Source organism: Lysobacter yangpyeongensis (assembly GCF_042655745.1).
GTDB lineage: Bacteria > Pseudomonadota > Gammaproteobacteria > Xanthomonadales > Xanthomonadaceae > Agrilutibacter > Agrilutibacter yangpyeongensis.
On sequence record NZ_JBHSNM010000001.1, the window covers coordinates 1,046,947 to 1,062,072 of the forward strand.

Genomic DNA, 15,126 nt, shown 5'->3' on the forward strand with positions numbered 1-15,126 from the left:
GGCGAACTGGAACTGCGCGTTCATGCGGTGGCATCCAGCAATCGCAGGTAGGTGGAAACGGCGGTGGCCAGCTGATCGAAGGACACCCACTCGTCGGCGGTGTGCGCCTGCGCAATATCGCCAGGCCCATACACCAGCGCGGTCAGGCCCGCGGCCGAGAACAGCGAGGCCTCGGTCCAGAAATCCACCGCGTTGCCGATCGGCAGTTCCAGGGCATCGGCGAGATCCCGTGCCTGCAGGCGACGCGGCTCGGCGCCGGCGATGTCGCCGCTGGGCAGCGACGGGCCATGGAAGGTCTCCTGGTACGACTCGATCGCCGCCGAACCGCGCAGCGAGCGGAAATGCTCGTGCAGCGCCGCGATCGGCATCGACGGCAGCGGGCGGAATCCGAACCGCACTTCCGCACTGGGCGCGATCATGTTCGCCTTGATCCCGCCTTCGACGCGGCCGATGTTGAAGCGCAGTCCGGTGAGGCCGCCGAAACGCTGGTGCGCCTGCGACTCGACGAATTCGAGCGCGGCATTGCCCCAGCGCATCGCGTTGTGCAGCGCGCTGGTGTGCAGTGCGTCGGCACCCGACGCGTGGCCGGCATGACCACGGAACTTCATCAATACCGAGCTGATGCCGCGATGCGCCAGCACCGCCTCGCACATCGTCGGTTCGGCAACGATGGCCTCGCGGAAGCCGTGGTCCTTCGCCAGGAACGCGGCGATGCAGCGCGCGTCGTTGGCTTCCTCGTCGGTACTGAAGAGGAAGGCGGCGTCGCCCTGCGTCCGCGCAGCCGCGGCGAGCAGGCCCGCCGCCGCGCCCTTGATGTCGCAGGCGCCCAAGCCGATCGCACGGTCGCTGGTCAGGCGCAGCTTGTGCGGATTCGAGGACCAGGCTTCCGACGAGGGCACGGTATCCAGGTGCACGTTGAACAGGCGCGTGGGCTGGCCGCGCACGGCCAGCAGCGACACCGCGCCCGCGCCGTGGTCGGTGACTTCGACGCGGAAGCCGTCGAGCTGCGAACGCAGGTAATCGAACATGCCGCCGGTACCGATGTCGCGCGGCGGGTTGCGGGTGTCGAACGACACCAGCGCTTCGAGATGCTGCAGCGTCGGCGCGAGGAGCTCGCTCATGCGGTCACCGCGTAGATGTCGGGCACGTACTTTTCCATCAGGGTCTGGGGGCGCGAGGGCGCGGTGAAGCCATAGCGCGCGTACAGCCCATGGGCATCGCCGGTCGCGAGCGTGAAGCGGCGCAGGCCCTGCAGGTCCGGATGGGCGACCACAGCATCCATCAGCTGCCTGCTGTAGCCGAGGCCACGGTATTCCGGCAGGACGAACACATCGACCAGATTCGCGAACGTGGCGCGATCGGTGATGACCCGCGCGAACGCCACCTGCCGGCCATCGGCGAGATAGCCGCCGAAACACAGCGAATTGGCGATCGAACGGCGCACCAGCGCCTCGCCGATCCCCTTCGCCCAGGTCGATTGCGTCGACAGGAAGTGATGGATCAGCGGGATGTCCAGTTGTGCGGGATCGGTGCTGATGCGCAGATCGGTCACGGCCTGGTCCTCAGCGGTTCACTTCGGCCCACAGGGTGCTGCTCATGCCGAACAGCTTGATGAAGCCTTCGGCTTCGGCCACGCCCCAATCCGCAGCCTGCGCGTAGGTCGCGCCCTTCGCATTGAGGATGTGCTTCGACTCGATCGCCACCGCATTCACCACGCCGCCCTGCGTTTCCAGCACGACATCGCCGGTGACGGCGGACTGGCTCGAGGCGAGGAAGGCTTCCAGGTCGGTCTTGAGCGGATCGTGGAAGAAGCCTTCGTACACCAGCTCCACCCACTTGCGCGCCACGTCCGGCTTGAAGCGGTTCTGCTGCTTGCTCAGCACGGCTTCTTCCAGCGCGCGATGCGCGGTGAGCAGCGAAATCAGGCCTGGGGCTTCGAAGATGATGCGGCCTTTCAGCCCGATCGTGGTGTCGCCGGTGTAGATGCCACGCCCGACGCCGTAGGCCGCGAACAGCGAGTTGAGCCGGGCCAGCAGCGTGTGGCCTTCCATCTTTTCACCGTTGAGCGCGACCGCTTCGCCGCCGACGAAGCCCACCTTCACCCGCAACGGCTCCGACGGCCATTCCGCACGCGGCTTGCACCAGCCGCGCGCGCCCTCGCCCGGTGCCTGCCAGCGATCGATCTCCCCGCCGGACATGGTCAGGCCCAGCAGGTTCTCGTTGATCGTGTAGGCCTTCTGCTTGGCGCGCACGCCGAAGCCGCGTTCCTCCAGGTACTTCTGCTCGTAGGCGCGGACTTCGGTGTGTTCCTTCTGGATTTCGCGGATCGGCGCCACGATTTCGTAATCGCCCATCGCCTTCACGGCCAGGTCGAAGCGCACCTGGTCGTTGCCCATGCCGGTGCAGCCGTGCGCAATCGCCTTCGTGCCCAGCTCCGCGCAACGGCGCAATGCGGCATCGACGATCAGATAACGGTCGGACACCAGCAGCGGATACTGCCCCTGGTAGCCCTCGCCCGCCCACACGAACGGCTTGACGAAGCCGTCCCAGATCGCCGGGCCGCCATCGACGGTGACGTGCGAGGCGACGCCGAGTTCGGCCGCGCGTTGCTCGATGAAGGCGCGCTCCTCGGCATCCACGCCGCCGGTATCGGCGAACACGGTGTGCACGTTCCAGCCGCGTTCCTGCAGGTAGGGAACGCAGAAGCTGGTGTCGAGGCCGCCGGAGAAGGCGAGGACGATGTCGCGGGGGATGGTCATGGGGAGGATCCGGGATTCGAAGGTGCGGGGATGAAAAGCGGGAGTAATGAAGCGGGAATGGAAGAGCGGGAAGGGGGAACGCAGGGCCAGGACAGGCTTGGTGCTTGCGGGCGAGTGAGCGGCCGGGAGAAGTCGTTCCCTATTCCCGCTTCACATTCCCGCCTCTCACTCCCGCCTCATCGCCACCAGCGTCGCCATGATCGCCTTCTGCACATGCAGCCGGTTCTCGGCCTCGTTGATGGCGATGCATTGCGGCGAGTCCATCACCGCATCGGTGGCCTTGACGTTGCGACGCAGCGGCAGGCAGTGGCTGAAAACGCCGTTGTTGGTCAGCGCCATCTTCCGCTCGTCCACGATGAAGTGGCGGTACTGGTCGCGGATGGGTTTTTCCGGCGCCCAGTTGCCGAAGAACGGCAGCGCGCCCCAGCTCTTGGCATAGACGACGTCGGCGCCGCGGTAGGCGCTGTCGATGTCGTGGCTCACGGTGAACGAACCACCGCTTTCGGCCACGTTCTGCTCGGCCCAGCCCATGTAGCGCTCGTCGAGCAGGTAGTCGGGCGTCGGGCACAACAGGGTCACGTCCATGCCCATGCGCGTGGCGATGGTCAGCGCCGAATTCGCCACCGCGGTGTTCAGCGGCTTCGGATGGTAGGTCCAGGTCAGCACGTACTTCCTGCCGCGCAGATCGGTGGTGCCGAAGTGCTCCTGCAGCGCGAGGATGTGGGCCAGTTCCTGGCACGGATGGGTGATCGTTTCCATGTTGATCACCGGCACCGGCGAGTACTTCGCGAACGACCTGAGCACGATGTCCTCACGGTCGTAGCGCCAGTCGACGAACTTCGGGAATGCGCGCACGCCGATCAGGTCGACGTAGCGGCCCAGCACCTGCGCGACTTCCTTGATGTGCTCCTCGGTGTCGCCTTCCATGACCGTGCCCAGGTCGAACTCGATCGGCCACGCATCCTTGCCGGGCTGCAGGACGATGGCGTGGCCGCCGAGTTGGAACGCGCCCAGTTCGAAACTGGTGCGCGTGCGCATGGAGGGATTGAAGAACACCAGCGCGATCGAGCGGCCCTTGAGCTCGTCGCCGATCTTGTTGCGCTTGAAGATGGCCGCCTGCGTCAGCAGGGCGTCGAGATCGGGACGGGACCAGTCCTGGGTGTTGAGGAAATGCCTTTGTGTGGCGGGCTTCATCGCGGTCTCCAAGTACGAATCGGGGGAATCGCCGGGCCGGAAAAGCAAAAAAGCCCAGCGCGAAGGCTGGGCTTTTCGTGTGTCATGCCATCGTTCGAACCAATGGCGCGGACGCGCTACCCAGCCAGCATTGGCGGGAACGGTCGACGCGCGCGCGAAGTCATGCCAGCCGCCATCCAGGCGGAGGTCATCACATCGGCGTCGGCGCGCAGGGGCTTCATGAGGGCGCGAATGCTCGCACGGTGCGCCCCAAGACGCAACCGGCGGGGCATCACCATCGGGAATAAGCCCGTGAAATCAGGGCGTGGTCGCCCCGGGCACCGCCGGGGTGATCGCGATGCGGATGCGCAGGCGGTTGCCGGGGTCCTCGGGCAGGCGCGAACGGAACTTGGCGCCCTTGTAGACGTAATCGACGTCGTAGGCGATCGGCCGGCGGAATTCACGCTCCACCGACACCGACTGGCAGTTGCCGGGCGCGGGCTTGTCGTCGCGACGCAGCGCGTCCTTGAGGGCGCCGACCGCCCGCGACAGGCGGGACTTGTCCTCCGCGACCGGCTCGCATCGCTGTTCGGTGCGGGTGGCCGTTAGGGTCTGGTAGACCGGGGTCACGCGCAGCACCTGGGCGTAGTCGTAACGCACGTTTTCCTGCTGGATGACCGTGTGCTGCGCCAGGGCCGGGCCGGCCGTGAAGGCCGCGCAGGTCAGCAGGAGGGACAGCAACAGGCGGAGTCGGGTCATCGCGCTCGGGATCGGTCGGGACCGCCGGATTGTAGGCGACAGCGGCGGCGAGGCCCTGAATCCCCGCTTTAGGCCGCTAGAATTGACGCAATTCCCGCGGTATCCCCATGAGCCTGCAACTCTTCAACAGCCTGACGCGTCGCGTCGAACCCTTCGCGCCCCAGGACCCCGCCTGCGTGACGATGTACGTGTGCGGCCCCACGGTCTACAACTACGTGCACATCGGCAACGCGCGTCCGTACGTGGTGTTCGGCGTGCTGGCCAACCTGCTGCGTCGCCGCTACGGACAGGTGCGTTACGCGCGCAACATCACCGACGTCGACGACAAGATCAACAACGCTGCGCGCGAACAGGGCGTACCGATCTCGGTCATCACCGGCAAGTTCGCCACGGCTTACCGCGAGGACATGGCCGCGCTGGGCATCGCCCCGCCGGACATCGAGCCGGAGGTCACCACGCACATTCCGCAGATCGTCGCGATGATCCAACAGTTGATCGCGAACGGTCATGCCTACGAAGCCGAGAACCACGTGCTGTTCTCGGTCTCGAGCTTCGACGGCTACGGCAAGCTGTCGCGCCGCGATCCCGACGAGATGCTCGCCGGCGCCCGTGTCGAAGTGGCCCCGTACAAGCGCGAGCCCGGCGATTTCGTGTTGTGGAAGCCCTCCACCGACGACCTGCCCGGTTGGGATTCGCCCTGGGGGCGTGGCCGCCCGGGCTGGCACATCGAATGCTCCGCGATGGCCGCCGCGCATCTGGGCGAAACCATCGACATCCACGCCGGCGGCGTCGACCTGCAGTTCCCGCACCACGAGAACGAGATCGCGCAGAGCGAGTGCGCGCACGGCGGTCGCGTCTTCGCCCGCTACTGGCTGCACAACGGCATGCTCAACTTCGGCGGCGCCAAGATGAGCAAGTCGATCGGCAACATCGAGAAGATCCACGACCTGGTGCGCAAGCATCCGCCGGAAGCCCTGCGCTATGCCCTGCTCTCGGCGCAGTACCGGCAGCCGCTGGAGTGGTCGGACGGCCTGATCGAACAGAGCGTGCGCACGCTGGATCGCCTGTACGGGACCTTGCGCAATCTGGCGGACGTGGAGGCGATCGCGGCGATTCCCGCCAGCGTGGAGGCGGCGCTGGACGACGACCTCAATACCCCCGCGGTGCTGGCCGAGATCGCCCGCATCGCCGGCGAGGCGCGCAAGACCGAATCCGCCCAGGAACGCCAGCGCCTCAAGGGCGAACTGCTCGGTGCGGGCCTGGCCCTGGGCCTGCTGCGACAGGATCCCGCCGCGTGGTTTGCGCGCGGGACTTCCGGCGACGACGACGCCCGCATCCAGGCGCTGATCGACGAACGCGCCACGGCGAAGAAGTCCCGCGACTTCGCCCGCGCCGATGCGATCCGCGAGCAGCTGTCGAATGAAGGCATCCTGCTCGAGGACACGCCGCAGGGCGTGCGCTGGAAGCGGGCCTGATCGGCGCCTGCCGAGCGGCGCCTGCCGAGCTATGCAACGCCGCGCATGGGATGCGGCGTTCGCGACACGATCACTTTGCCGGTATAGGTGGCGCGACGATTGCGCCACCGCGCCGCGGTAAAATCGCGCCATGGACGCTTCCACCTTCCCGCTCGAAGCCAGCGCCAGCGACGCGCAGGGCGCCATCCGCGACGAGTTCGCCTTCTTTGGCGACTGGGCCGAGCGGTACCAGTACCTGATCGACCTCGGGCGCAAGCTGCCGCCGTTTCCGGAAGAGCGGAAAACCGAGGAACACCGCCTGCACGGCTGCCAGTCGATGGTCTGGATCGTGGCGTCGGGCGATGCCGGGCGCCTCGACTTCCAGGCGATCAGCGATTCGGCGATCGTGTCCGGGCTGATCTACCTCGCCCTGCGGGTGTATTCGGGCCGCAGCGCGCACGAGATCCTGGCCACCGAGCCGGATTACATCGCCGACATCGGCCTGGCCAAGCATCTGTCGCCGACCCGCAGCAACGGGCTGGCCGCCCTGCTCGCCTTCATCCGCGACCGCGCCCGGAGCGCACTGGGCCCGGCGACGTGAGCGAGGCGGCGCCGGCCGATGCGCCCGAAGAAGTCACCGGCATCCGGAGCCTGCTGCGCAACCGCGGCTTCACCGGCCTGCTGACCTATCGCCTGCTGGCGATGCTGTCCTACCAGATCGTCGCGGTGACGGTCGGCTGGCATGTCTACGAAATCACCCATGATGCGTTCGCGCTGGGCCTGATCGGCCTGGCCGAGGTCATTCCCTACTTCTGCTTCGCCCTGTTTGCCGGCTATGCGGTGGATCACCTGCGGCGACGGGTGCTCGGCATGCTGGCCTGCATCGGCCTGCTGCTGACCACGCTGACGCTCGCAGGCGTCGCCAGCGGCGTGTTGCCGGCCGGGGCCTTCGGCTACGGCACGCTGGTCATCTACGCAGCGATCGCGGTCAACGGCATCGTCCGTGCGTTCCTCGCACCGGTGTACATGTCGCTGTTCGCGCGCGTGCTCAAGCGCGCGCAGTTCGCGCGCGGTGCGGGCGTGAGCAGCGTCGTCATGCAGTCCGGACTCGTGCTCGGGCCGGCGGTTGGCGGCCTGCTGGTGGCGTGGGGCGGCAAGACATCGGCGTATCTGGTTGCCTCGGTGCTGGCAGCCGCCGCGGCGGTCGCCGTGATTACGCTGCGCGTGACCGAACCGCCGCTTCCGAGCGAGCGTGCCCCGGTGTTCCAAAGCATCGGCGAGGGATTGCGCTTCGTCTTCAGGACGCAGGTGGTGCTGGGTGCGCAGGCGCTGGACATGTTTTCGGTCCTGTTCGGCGGTGCGGTGGCGCTGCTGCCCGCCTTCATCAGCGAGATCCTGCATTACGGTCCGGAAGCGCTCGGTCTGCTGCGCGCCATGCCCGCCGTCGGCGCGGTGCTGATGGGCGTGTACCTCGCACGACATCCGCTGCAACGCCATGCCGGTCGCGTGCTGCTGATCGCGGTTGCCGGTTTCGGCCTGTGCATCGTCGGCTTCGCCCTCTCGCGCTACCTGTGGCTGTCGGCGGTGATGCTGATGTTCTCGGGCATGTGCGATGGCGTTTCGGTGGTGTTGCGTTCCACCATCCTGCAACTGGCGACGCCCGACCACATGCGCGGGCGCGTGTCCTCGATCAACGGGATCTTCATCGGCTCGTCCAACGAACTGGGCGCCTTCGAATCCGGCGTGGCGGCGCGATTGCTCGGCCTGGTGCCTTCGGTCGTTTTCGGCGGCTGCATGACGCTGCTGGTGGTGGCGACGACCGCGCGGCTGGCGCCGCAATTGCGACGCCTGGACCTGCGCGAGCTGCACTGACCGCCGGCCTGCCGGCAGGTCCGCGGCGGCGTAGACTGCGGCCGTCGCATCCACCGGGGCAGCCGCCATGGGCCAGGAAACCGTGCGGGGACGCAAGGTCGTCATTCATTTCGACGGTGCGCGCTGCATCCATTCGCGCAACTGCGTGCTGCGGCATCCGGATGTCTTCGTGCCCAACGTCGAGGGCGAATGGATCCACCCGGATGCGGTTTCGCCCGAGGAAGTCGCGCTGATCGCGCGCCTGTGTCCGTCCGGCGCGATCCGGTACGAGCGGATCGACGGTGGCGAACAGGAACCCGCGCCGGTAGTGAACCTGGTGCACCTGCGCGAAAACGGCCCGCTCGCCTTCCACGCGCCGCTGCAGGTGGCCGGGCGGGATGAAGGATTCCGCGCCACGCTGTGCCGTTGCGGCCTGTCGAAGCACAAGCCGTTCTGCGACAACAGCCACGCCGAGGGCGGCTTCATGGCCAGCGGCGAACGGCCGGCGAAGGAGTCCCGTCCGCTCGCGGTGCGCGACGGTCCGCTGCAGGTCGAGCCGCAGAAGAACGGCCCGCTCAAGGTGGTTGGGAACCTCGAGATCGTCACCGGCACCGGCCACACGATCGACCGTATCACCGAAACATGGCTGTGCCGCTGCGGACAGTCGAACAACAAGCCCTATTGCGATGGCTCGCACCGGAAGGTGGGGTTCGAGGCGGACGGCGCCTGATCGTTCCCGTCGGCGCGTTGCATCGTGTGCGCGCAGATGCCGCATGCGGCAGCAGCGCGCGGCTCGGAGCTACGGACATCCGGCTTCCACCAGCGATGGCGCAAATGCAAAAAACCCGGCCAAGGCCGGGTTTTCTGCATGCGCAAGAAGTAGCTGGCTCAGTCGCCCATCTGCTTCTGCATGTGCTCCCAGCGCTCCTGGGCGTCGATGGTGCGCTCGGCGGTGAGGCGCGCCTCCAGGCGTTCCAGGCCGATCTCCTCGCCGGTGTCGACGCAGAAACCGTAATCGCCCGAGTCCACGCGCTTGAGCGTGCTGTCGATCTTGCTGATCAGCTTGCGGTAGCGGTCGCGGGTGCGCAGCTCCAGCGAATTTTCGGTCTCGCGCGTGGCGCGCTCCGCTTCGTCGCCGACATCGCGCACTTCGTCCTTGAGGTTCTCGATGGTCTGCTTGGATTCCTCGACCAGGTCCGCGCGCCACTTCAGCAGGCGCTGGCGGAAGTACTCCAGTTGCAACGGGCTCATGTATTCCTCGTCCGGCGAAGGAACGTAGCCCTTCGGGACGATCGGACGGCCGGTGGCCTCATCGGTCTTGTATTCCACGACTTTGACCTTGCCGCGCGGAGCCGGTGCCTTGTCCTTGGTGGCGGCGACGGCGACGGCAACCTTGCCGGCCGGCCGCTGCGGCGATGCGGGGCGCGCCGGGTTGTTACCCACGTCCGGCGTGCCGGTGGGAGCGGTCTTCACGGTTTCCACCGACTTGCCGACCGCGGCCTTGGCCGGGCTGGCCTTGGCGGGAGCAGCAGCGGGAGACACCGGAGCCGTCTTGGTCGCCGGACGGGGGGCCGGCTTCTTCACCACCGACGAGGACTTCGCGGCGGGTGCCGGCGGAGCCTTGGCGGGGGCGGCTTTGACTGGAGCACTCCTGGCGGGCGCGGACTTCGTCGGCTTGGCGGGCGCCGACTTGGCCGGCGCGGGCTTCGCCGGAGCGGCCTTCTTCGCAGGTGCAGCCTTCTTGGCGACGACAGGCTTTTTCGCCACCGGCTTCTTGGCCGGGGCCGCCTTCTTCGCAACAGGCTTCTTGGCAACAGGCTTCCTGGCAGGCGCGGCCTTCTTCGCAGCCGGCTTCTTCGCCACGGACTTCGGGGCGGCCTTGGCTGCCGGCTTCTTGGTGGCCTTGGCGGCCTTCTTCGCGGGTTTCTTTGCTGCCACGAGCGGCGTGTCCTCTGTTCCTTCGAATGAACGGCCGGACGTTCCGCACGTTGCCGAATCAGGCGCGCGATCGGTCCGGTCGACCAGAGTTGGGGTCCTGGCTGGAAAAAGCAATGCGCCTTTCGTCAGCCCTGCAGCATGACCCTGTATCTGGAAAGCGCGCTGTTATACCCTGCCCCGGCTACCGCGGCAACCGCGTTTGGACCGCGGTTTTTCCGCTCTTGAAGACGCGGCGAGCGGGCGCAATTCAGGCCCCGATTGCATTGGCGCCAGTAACTGCCTGTTGGCATGAAGGAATCGTGATAGATCGCCTGCTCATCCTGGTGCTGCGTGGCTACAAGCGTTGGCTCAGTCCGCTGCTGGGACCTGCCTGCCGCTTCCATCCCACGTGTTCGGTCTACGCGATGGAAGCCATCTCGCGCTTCGGCGCACTCAAGGGCAGCTGGCTGGCCGCGCGCCGGCTCCTGCGCTGCCATCCCCTGCACCCCGGCGGATTCGATCCGGTCCCGCCGCTCAACGGAAAGACCCAATGCCATCGACACTGATCGTCAACGCCCGTCTCGTCAACGAAGGTCGCGAATTCGACAGTGACCTGCGCATTGAGCACGGCCGGATCGCCCAGATCGGCATGGGTCTCAGTGCCCGCCCCCACGAAACCGTCGTCGATGCCAATGGTCGCCGCCTGTTGCCCGGCATGATCGACGACCAGGTCCACTTCCGCGAACCGGGGCTGGAATACAAGGCGGACATCGCGACCGAATCGGCCGCCGCGGTGGCCGGCGGCCTGACCAGCTTCATGGACATGCCCAACACCTCCCCGCCGACGCTCGACAGCGACGCGCTGGAGGACAAGTACCGTCGCGCGCACGGGCGGGCCTGGGGCAACTACGGCTTTTACCTGGGCGCCAGCAACGACAACCTCGAGGCGATCCGCCGACTCAATCCGCGCAGCGCACCGGGCATCAAGGTGTTCATGGGCGCCTCGACCGGCAACATGCTGGTGGACAACCCCGACATCCTCGACGGCATTTTCCGCGACGCGCCGACGCCGATCATCACGCATTGCGAAGACACGCCGATGATCGACGCCGAACTCGCCCGCTACAAGGCGAAATACGGCGACGACATTCCGCCTTCCTGCCACCCGGACATCCGTTCGCGCGAGGCTTGCCTGAAATCGACGGAACTGGCCGTATCGCTGGCGCGTCGGCACGGCTCGCGCCTGCACGTGCTGCACATCAGCACCGCGGACGAACTGGCGCTGTTCGAACCGGGTCCGGTCGAAAGCAAGCGCATCACCGCGGAAACCTGCATCCACTTCCTGCGTTTCGACCGCTCCGACTACGCGCGGCTGGGCAACCGCATCAAGTGCAATCCCGCGATCAAGGAAGCCTCGGACCGCGAAGCCCTGGTCGCCGCGCTGGCAAACGACGTCATCGACGTCCTGGCTACCGACCACGCGCCGCACACGATCGAAGAGAAGGCCAAGCCCTATCTCTCCGCGCCGTCCGGCCTGCCGCTGGTGCAGTACGCATTGCTGGCCGCGCTGGAACTCGTGCACGAAGGCAAGCTCACCACGGCCCAGGTCGTGCAGAAGTTCGCGCACGCACCCGCGCGGCTGTTCGACGTGCGTAATCGCGGCTTCCTGCGCGAGGGTTACGCCGCCGACCTGGTCCTGATTGACGACACGCCGATGACGGTCCACGCCGACGACGTGCTGTCGAAGTGCGGATGGTCGCCGTTCGAAGGCACCACGTTCCATTCGCGCGTCGCCTCGACCTGGGTCAACGGCGTGCTGGCCTGGGACGGCCGCCAGCTGATTGGCGATGCGATGGGCCAGCGCCTGGAGTTCGATCGTTGAAGCCGGTCGCCGCGCTGTTCGTGGCGGCGGCGCTGACCGCATGTGCGGGCAATGCCCAGGTGGTCGCAGCTCCCGCGGCATCGACGGTCGCGGCGGACGAGCGGGTGGTCTTCCCGGCACAGGCATCGCAGGGATCGCTGGTCTTCGGCAAGGTGCCCGCCGGCAGCGTCGTGCGTTACGGCGAACGTGAATTGCATCCGACGCCGTACGGCACGGTGGTGTTCGGCATCGGTCGCGACGAAGCCGGTCCGGTGCAGGTCCACGTGCAGCATGCGGACGGTCGCGACGAAGTGGCGAGCATCGTGGTGACGCCGCGCGACTGGCCGATCGAGCGCATCGAGGGCGTGCCGCCGGAAACGGTGAACCCGCCGCCGGAAATCGCCGCGCGCATCGAACGCGAGCAGGCGATGGTCGCTCAGGCGAGGCTGCGCGACGATGCCCGTGCGGACTTCGTGCAGGCATTCGTCTGGCCGGTGCAGGGCCGGATCAGCGGCCGCTTCGGAAACCAGCGCATCTACAACGGCACGCCCAGGGCGCCGCACTCCGGCATGGACATCGCCGCGGCCCAGGGCACTCCGGTGCAGGCACCGGCGGCCGGCGTGGTGACCTTCGCCAACCCCGACCTCTACCTCACCGGCGGCACCGTGCTGCTGGACCACGGGCACGGCGTGAGCTCCAACTTCCTGCACCTGTCGCGCATCGACGTGCAGGTGGGCGACCGCGTCGCACAAGGCCAGGTGATCGGCGCCGTGGGCGCGACGGGACGCGCGACCGGTCCGCACCTGCACTGGGGCATGAACTGGTTCGACGTGCGGATCGATCCGCTGCTGGTGCTCGAGCGGGGAAAGTGAGCGCGATCGCGCGGGCGTGGATCGTGCTGCGCCTGCGCGACGTTACGGACGCCCTTCGCCGGTAACGCGCGCCACCGCGTCGTGCGCGTGCAGGCTTTCGAAATGCGCGACCTGCGCATCGAAACGCTCGATACGCGGATCGGCAGACAGTGCCGCCGCCACGCGCCGCGCCGCGTCCTCGCAGAACATCAGGTTTTCGGCATTGAGGCGGGCGAACGCCTGCTCGTCCTCGCGCTTGACCGCGGTCTGGACCGGCGTGCCCAGCGCCTGCTCCACCGCATCGACGAGCGCCGCCAGCGGCAGTTCGTCGAAGGTGTGGCGCAGCTCCACGCGCACGTCGGCGCGGCTGCGCTGCGCATGCGGCGTGGCCGCCAGGCCGCGTTCGGAAGCCAGCCATTCGTGGATGGCCGAAGACAGCGGACGCGCATCGGCGAAGTCCTGCGCGAACCGCTCCGCATTGAGCTGTCGCGACAAGGCCGCTGAGGCCGGACAGGTGCTGGAATATTCGACCGCGAAGCGCATGCCCAGCTTCAGGTGCCCGTCGATCAGCGCAGCATCGATCTCCACCGGATAGCGCTTCCACCCCGCGTGCTCGCTCGCCAGAGCCGGGCGCAGCATCAGGTGTTCGTAGCGCAGGACGAGGCGGGCGCGCGTGGACAGCCCGCCCTGCGTGTCGACCAGGGTCTGCAGCACGCGGCGCAGGCCCGCCGGGGTCACGGTTTCGCTGGCGAAGGCGTGCTGCAGTTCCAGGTAAAGGCGCGACATGTGGATGCCGCGCGCAGCGGCGTCGCGCAGGTCGACGGAAACGTCCACCGACGCCGGCACCGTGATCGCGTCCTGGCCCGACGCCACGCGCAGCGGCAGCGCGATGTTCGACATGCCCACCCAGTCCAGCGGACGCGCCAGTGCCGCGGCATCGAAGGCGACGTCGGGCAGGCGGCGGGAGGGATCGGGGCGCACGTTCACGGACACGGGGGAAGGACCTGGAAAGCTCGCAATGCGCGGCATTCTACCGGGCTCGCGTGATGCGGCCTTCGCCGCGGGCGGAACGGACCGGTGCGGGCCCCGGGCATTGAACCGGACACCTCAGCCGCGCGCGGCGCGCCAGGCAGCCCACAGCGCCGCGATGGCAGGCACGGGGTCCGCCGGCGTGCCGCGAAGCAGGCGCGCGCGCGACAGGCCGGCGAATACGCGACGTGGCCGGCTGCCGGCGTCGACCGTGGCCTGTCGGGCCAGCTGGCGGACCCATTCGGCCAGCGCGCCGCCCTCGCCGGCCTGGGCCAGCACCTGCAAGGGCGCGGCCTCGGCGGGGTGATGGGCGATCCGCAGCTGCAGCAGGTTCACGGCGATGACGGCAGGCGCGCCGGCTTCGTCGCCGCCGAACAGTCCGGTTTCGATCGCCGCGACGGCCTCGCTGAAACTGCGCATCTGCGCGAGCGCATCCCCGGCGTCGACCGGCCGTTCGCGGCTGTCGCGCAACGACGGCAATGCCGCGGCCACCTGCGTCCACGGCACCGGGAACTTCTGCAGCACCGCACCGAGCGGATGGCGACGGATCCCGCGCGCCCAACCCTGCAGTTCCTCGATCCACCAGCCCAGCTTGGCCTCGCCCGGACGCGGATCGCTGCCGCCCCAGGCCGCATCGGTCAGCTCCTGCACCAGCGTCATCCAGGCCAGCACGGGCTCGCGTTGCCCGCGTGGCACGAAGACCTCCGCCACGCCCCATTCCGGCCAGCGCGCGCGCCACTTGTCGAGGAATTCGCCGACGGCGTCCCGGTCGCTCATGCGCTCATCCATTCGCCATGCGGGGCCAGGCCTGCGCCTGGCACAGTTCGGACGGATGGTGGACGAGCACGTCCCCCTGCCAGGCGAAGGGATCGTCCTCGTGCAGGCGATAGCCCCACAGCGCCACCACCGCAGGCATGCCGGCCGCGCGCGCGGCGACGATGTCGCGTTCGTCGTCGCCCACGTAGGCGCAGTGTCCGGCGAGGACGCCGATCGCGGTCGCGGCGTGCTGCAGCGGCAGCGGATCGGGCTTGCGCACCGGCAGCGTGTCGCCGCCGACCAGAACCGCACAGCGCGTTTCCCAGCCCAGCAGCGGCATCAGCTTGCGCGCGAGGTATTCGGGCTTGTTGGTGACGATGCCCCAGGTCGTGCCGTTCGCTTCCAGCGCGGCGAGCATCGCTTCCACGCCTTCGAACGGCTTGCCATGCAGGCCCAGTTCGGCTTCGTAGCGATCCAGGAACTCCTGCACCCAGGCCTCGCGCTCGGCCACAGGCACGTCCGAGAACCCCGCGCCCAGCATGGCCCGCGCACCCTTCGACACCACCGGACGCAGGTCCGCGAGCGCCATCGCCGCGAGGCCGCGTTCGGCACGCATGCGATTGATCACGGCGATGAAGTCGGGCGCGCTGTCGACGAGGGTACCGTCGAGATCGAACAGCACGGCTCTGGGGAAACGGAAATTGGGCATGCGATAC

At 67.9% G+C, this 15,126-nt stretch carries 16 protein-coding genes; 7 read left to right on the plus strand and 9 right to left on the minus strand.

Annotated features, from left to right (window positions below):
* Positions 1 to 20: 20 nt before the first annotated feature.
* The 5 genes from ACFPN1_RS04310 to ACFPN1_RS04330 all read right to left on the minus strand — a co-directional run bounded on the left by ACFPN1_RS04310 (position 21) and on the right by ACFPN1_RS04330 (position 4,691).
* Positions 21 to 1,121, minus strand: a complete 1,101-nt coding sequence (locus ACFPN1_RS04310; protein WP_386753285.1) for an acetylornithine deacetylase — start codon at positions 1,119 to 1,121, stop codon at positions 21 to 23.
* On the minus strand, positions 1,118 to 1,552 hold the full coding sequence (locus ACFPN1_RS04315; protein WP_386753287.1) for a GNAT family N-acetyltransferase: 435 nt from the start codon (positions 1,550 to 1,552) through the stop codon (positions 1,118 to 1,120). Before ACFPN1_RS04315 ends, ACFPN1_RS04310 begins: the two co-directional genes overlap by 4 nt.
* A gap of 10 nt (positions 1,553 to 1,562) precedes the next feature.
* Positions 1,563 to 2,759: an argininosuccinate synthase gene (locus ACFPN1_RS04320; protein ID WP_386753288.1), complete on the minus strand. Its 1,197-nt coding sequence runs from the start codon at positions 2,757 to 2,759 to the stop codon at positions 1,563 to 1,565.
* A 165-nt stretch (positions 2,760 to 2,924) separates the two neighbouring features.
* A complete protein-coding gene (locus ACFPN1_RS04325) occupies positions 2,925 to 3,953 on the minus strand; it encodes an N-acetylornithine carbamoyltransferase (RefSeq protein WP_386753290.1) in 1,029 nt (342 codons plus the stop codon).
* A 297-nt stretch (positions 3,954 to 4,250) separates the two neighbouring features.
* Positions 4,251 to 4,691, minus strand: coding sequence for a hypothetical protein (locus ACFPN1_RS04330; RefSeq protein WP_386753292.1), 441 nt, complete (start codon positions 4,689 to 4,691; stop codon positions 4,251 to 4,253).
* 107 nt (positions 4,692 to 4,798) lie between these two features.
* On the opposite strand from ACFPN1_RS04330, the gene cysS reads away from it, so the two are divergent.
* From cysS to ACFPN1_RS04350, 4 genes are all read left to right on the plus strand, one after another.
* Positions 4,799 to 6,166 carry a cysteine--tRNA ligase gene (gene cysS, locus ACFPN1_RS04335; RefSeq protein ID WP_386753294.1) on the plus strand — a complete coding sequence of 456 codons (1,368 nt, stop codon included), beginning with the start codon at positions 4,799 to 4,801 and terminating at the stop codon, positions 6,164 to 6,166.
* Between the two features lie 130 nt (positions 6,167 to 6,296).
* On the plus strand, positions 6,297 to 6,746 hold the full coding sequence (locus tag ACFPN1_RS04340; RefSeq protein ID WP_386753296.1) for a SufE family protein: 450 nt from the start codon (positions 6,297 to 6,299) through the stop codon (positions 6,744 to 6,746).
* A complete protein-coding gene (locus ACFPN1_RS04345; protein WP_386753298.1) occupies positions 6,743 to 8,017 on the plus strand; it encodes an MFS transporter in 1,275 nt (424 codons plus the stop codon). The genes ACFPN1_RS04340 and ACFPN1_RS04345 overlap by 4 nt, the downstream gene beginning before the upstream one ends.
* Before the next feature lie 67 nt (positions 8,018 to 8,084).
* Positions 8,085 to 8,726 carry a CDGSH iron-sulfur domain-containing protein gene (locus ACFPN1_RS04350; protein WP_386753300.1) on the plus strand — a complete coding sequence of 214 codons (642 nt, stop codon included), beginning with the start codon at positions 8,085 to 8,087 and terminating at the stop codon, positions 8,724 to 8,726.
* Positions 8,727 to 8,884: 158 nt separating this feature from the next.
* Here ACFPN1_RS04350 and dksA read toward each other — a convergent pair whose 3' ends face one another.
* Positions 8,885 to 9,934 (minus strand): RNA polymerase-binding protein DksA, encoded by a 1,050-nt coding sequence (dksA, locus tag ACFPN1_RS04355; protein ID WP_386753302.1) that lies wholly within the window; start codon positions 9,932 to 9,934, stop codon positions 8,885 to 8,887.
* A 299-nt stretch (positions 9,935 to 10,233) separates the two neighbouring features.
* Here dksA and yidD point away from each other — a divergent pair, with 299 nt between their 5' ends.
* The 3 genes from yidD to ACFPN1_RS04370 are packed head-to-tail and all read left to right on the plus strand — an operon-like array spanning position 10,234 to position 12,646.
* Positions 10,234 to 10,479, plus strand: coding sequence for a membrane protein insertion efficiency factor YidD (gene yidD / locus ACFPN1_RS04360; RefSeq protein ID WP_386753303.1), 246 nt, complete (start codon positions 10,234 to 10,236; stop codon positions 10,477 to 10,479).
* Positions 10,464 to 11,795 (plus strand): dihydroorotase, encoded by a 1,332-nt coding sequence (locus tag ACFPN1_RS04365; RefSeq protein WP_386753304.1) that lies wholly within the window; start codon positions 10,464 to 10,466, stop codon positions 11,793 to 11,795. The genes yidD and ACFPN1_RS04365 overlap by 16 nt, the downstream gene beginning before the upstream one ends.
* A complete protein-coding gene (locus tag ACFPN1_RS04370) occupies positions 11,792 to 12,646 on the plus strand; it encodes a M23 family metallopeptidase (protein WP_386753306.1) in 855 nt (284 codons plus the stop codon). The genes ACFPN1_RS04365 and ACFPN1_RS04370 overlap by 4 nt, the downstream gene beginning before the upstream one ends.
* 42 nt (positions 12,647 to 12,688) lie before the next feature.
* Here ACFPN1_RS04370 and folE2 read toward each other — a convergent pair whose 3' ends face one another.
* The 3 genes from folE2 to ACFPN1_RS04385 all read right to left on the minus strand — a co-directional run bounded on the left by folE2 (position 12,689) and on the right by ACFPN1_RS04385 (position 15,119).
* Positions 12,689 to 13,618, minus strand: a complete 930-nt coding sequence (gene folE2 / locus ACFPN1_RS04375) for a GTP cyclohydrolase FolE2 (protein WP_386753307.1) — start codon at positions 13,616 to 13,618, stop codon at positions 12,689 to 12,691.
* A 114-nt stretch (positions 13,619 to 13,732) separates the two neighbouring features.
* Positions 13,733 to 14,431 carry a phytoene/squalene synthase family protein gene (locus ACFPN1_RS04380; RefSeq protein WP_386753309.1) on the minus strand — a complete coding sequence of 233 codons (699 nt, stop codon included), beginning with the start codon at positions 14,429 to 14,431 and terminating at the stop codon, positions 13,733 to 13,735.
* Positions 14,432 to 14,435: 4 nt separating this feature from the next.
* Positions 14,436 to 15,119, minus strand: a complete 684-nt coding sequence (locus tag ACFPN1_RS04385; protein WP_386753311.1) for a phosphoglycolate phosphatase — start codon at positions 15,117 to 15,119, stop codon at positions 14,436 to 14,438.
* Positions 15,120 to 15,126 lie beyond the last annotated feature (7 nt).

Excerpts from the sequence above, each read along its gene's own strand:
- ACFPN1_RS04310 (WP_386753285.1), bottom strand. The coding sequence starts at position 1,121 with ATGAGCGAGCTCCTCGCGCCGACGCTGCAGCATCTCGAAGCGCTGGTG.
- ACFPN1_RS04320 (WP_386753288.1), bottom strand. The coding sequence starts at position 2,759 with ATGACCATCCCCCGCGACATCGTCCTCGCCTTCTCCGGCGGCCTCGAC.
- ACFPN1_RS04325 (WP_386753290.1), bottom strand. The coding sequence starts at position 3,953 with ATGAAGCCCGCCACACAAAGGCATTTCCTCAACACCCAGGACTGGTCC.
- ACFPN1_RS04330 (WP_386753292.1), bottom strand. The coding sequence starts at position 4,691 with ATGACCCGACTCCGCCTGTTGCTGTCCCTCCTGCTGACCTGCGCGGCC.
- cysS (WP_386753294.1), top strand. The coding sequence starts at position 4,799 with ATGAGCCTGCAACTCTTCAACAGCCTGACGCGTCGCGTCGAACCCTTC.
- ACFPN1_RS04340 (WP_386753296.1), top strand. The coding sequence starts at position 6,297 with ATGGACGCTTCCACCTTCCCGCTCGAAGCCAGCGCCAGCGACGCGCAG.
- ACFPN1_RS04350 (WP_386753300.1), top strand. The coding sequence starts at position 8,085 with ATGGGCCAGGAAACCGTGCGGGGACGCAAGGTCGTCATTCATTTCGAC.
- ACFPN1_RS04365 (WP_386753304.1), top strand. The coding sequence starts at position 10,464 with ATGCCATCGACACTGATCGTCAACGCCCGTCTCGTCAACGAAGGTCGC.
- ACFPN1_RS04380 (WP_386753309.1), bottom strand. The coding sequence starts at position 14,431 with ATGAGCGACCGGGACGCCGTCGGCGAATTCCTCGACAAGTGGCGCGCG.
- ACFPN1_RS04385 (WP_386753311.1), bottom strand. The coding sequence starts at position 15,119 with ATGCCCAATTTCCGTTTCCCCAGAGCCGTGCTGTTCGATCTCGACGGT.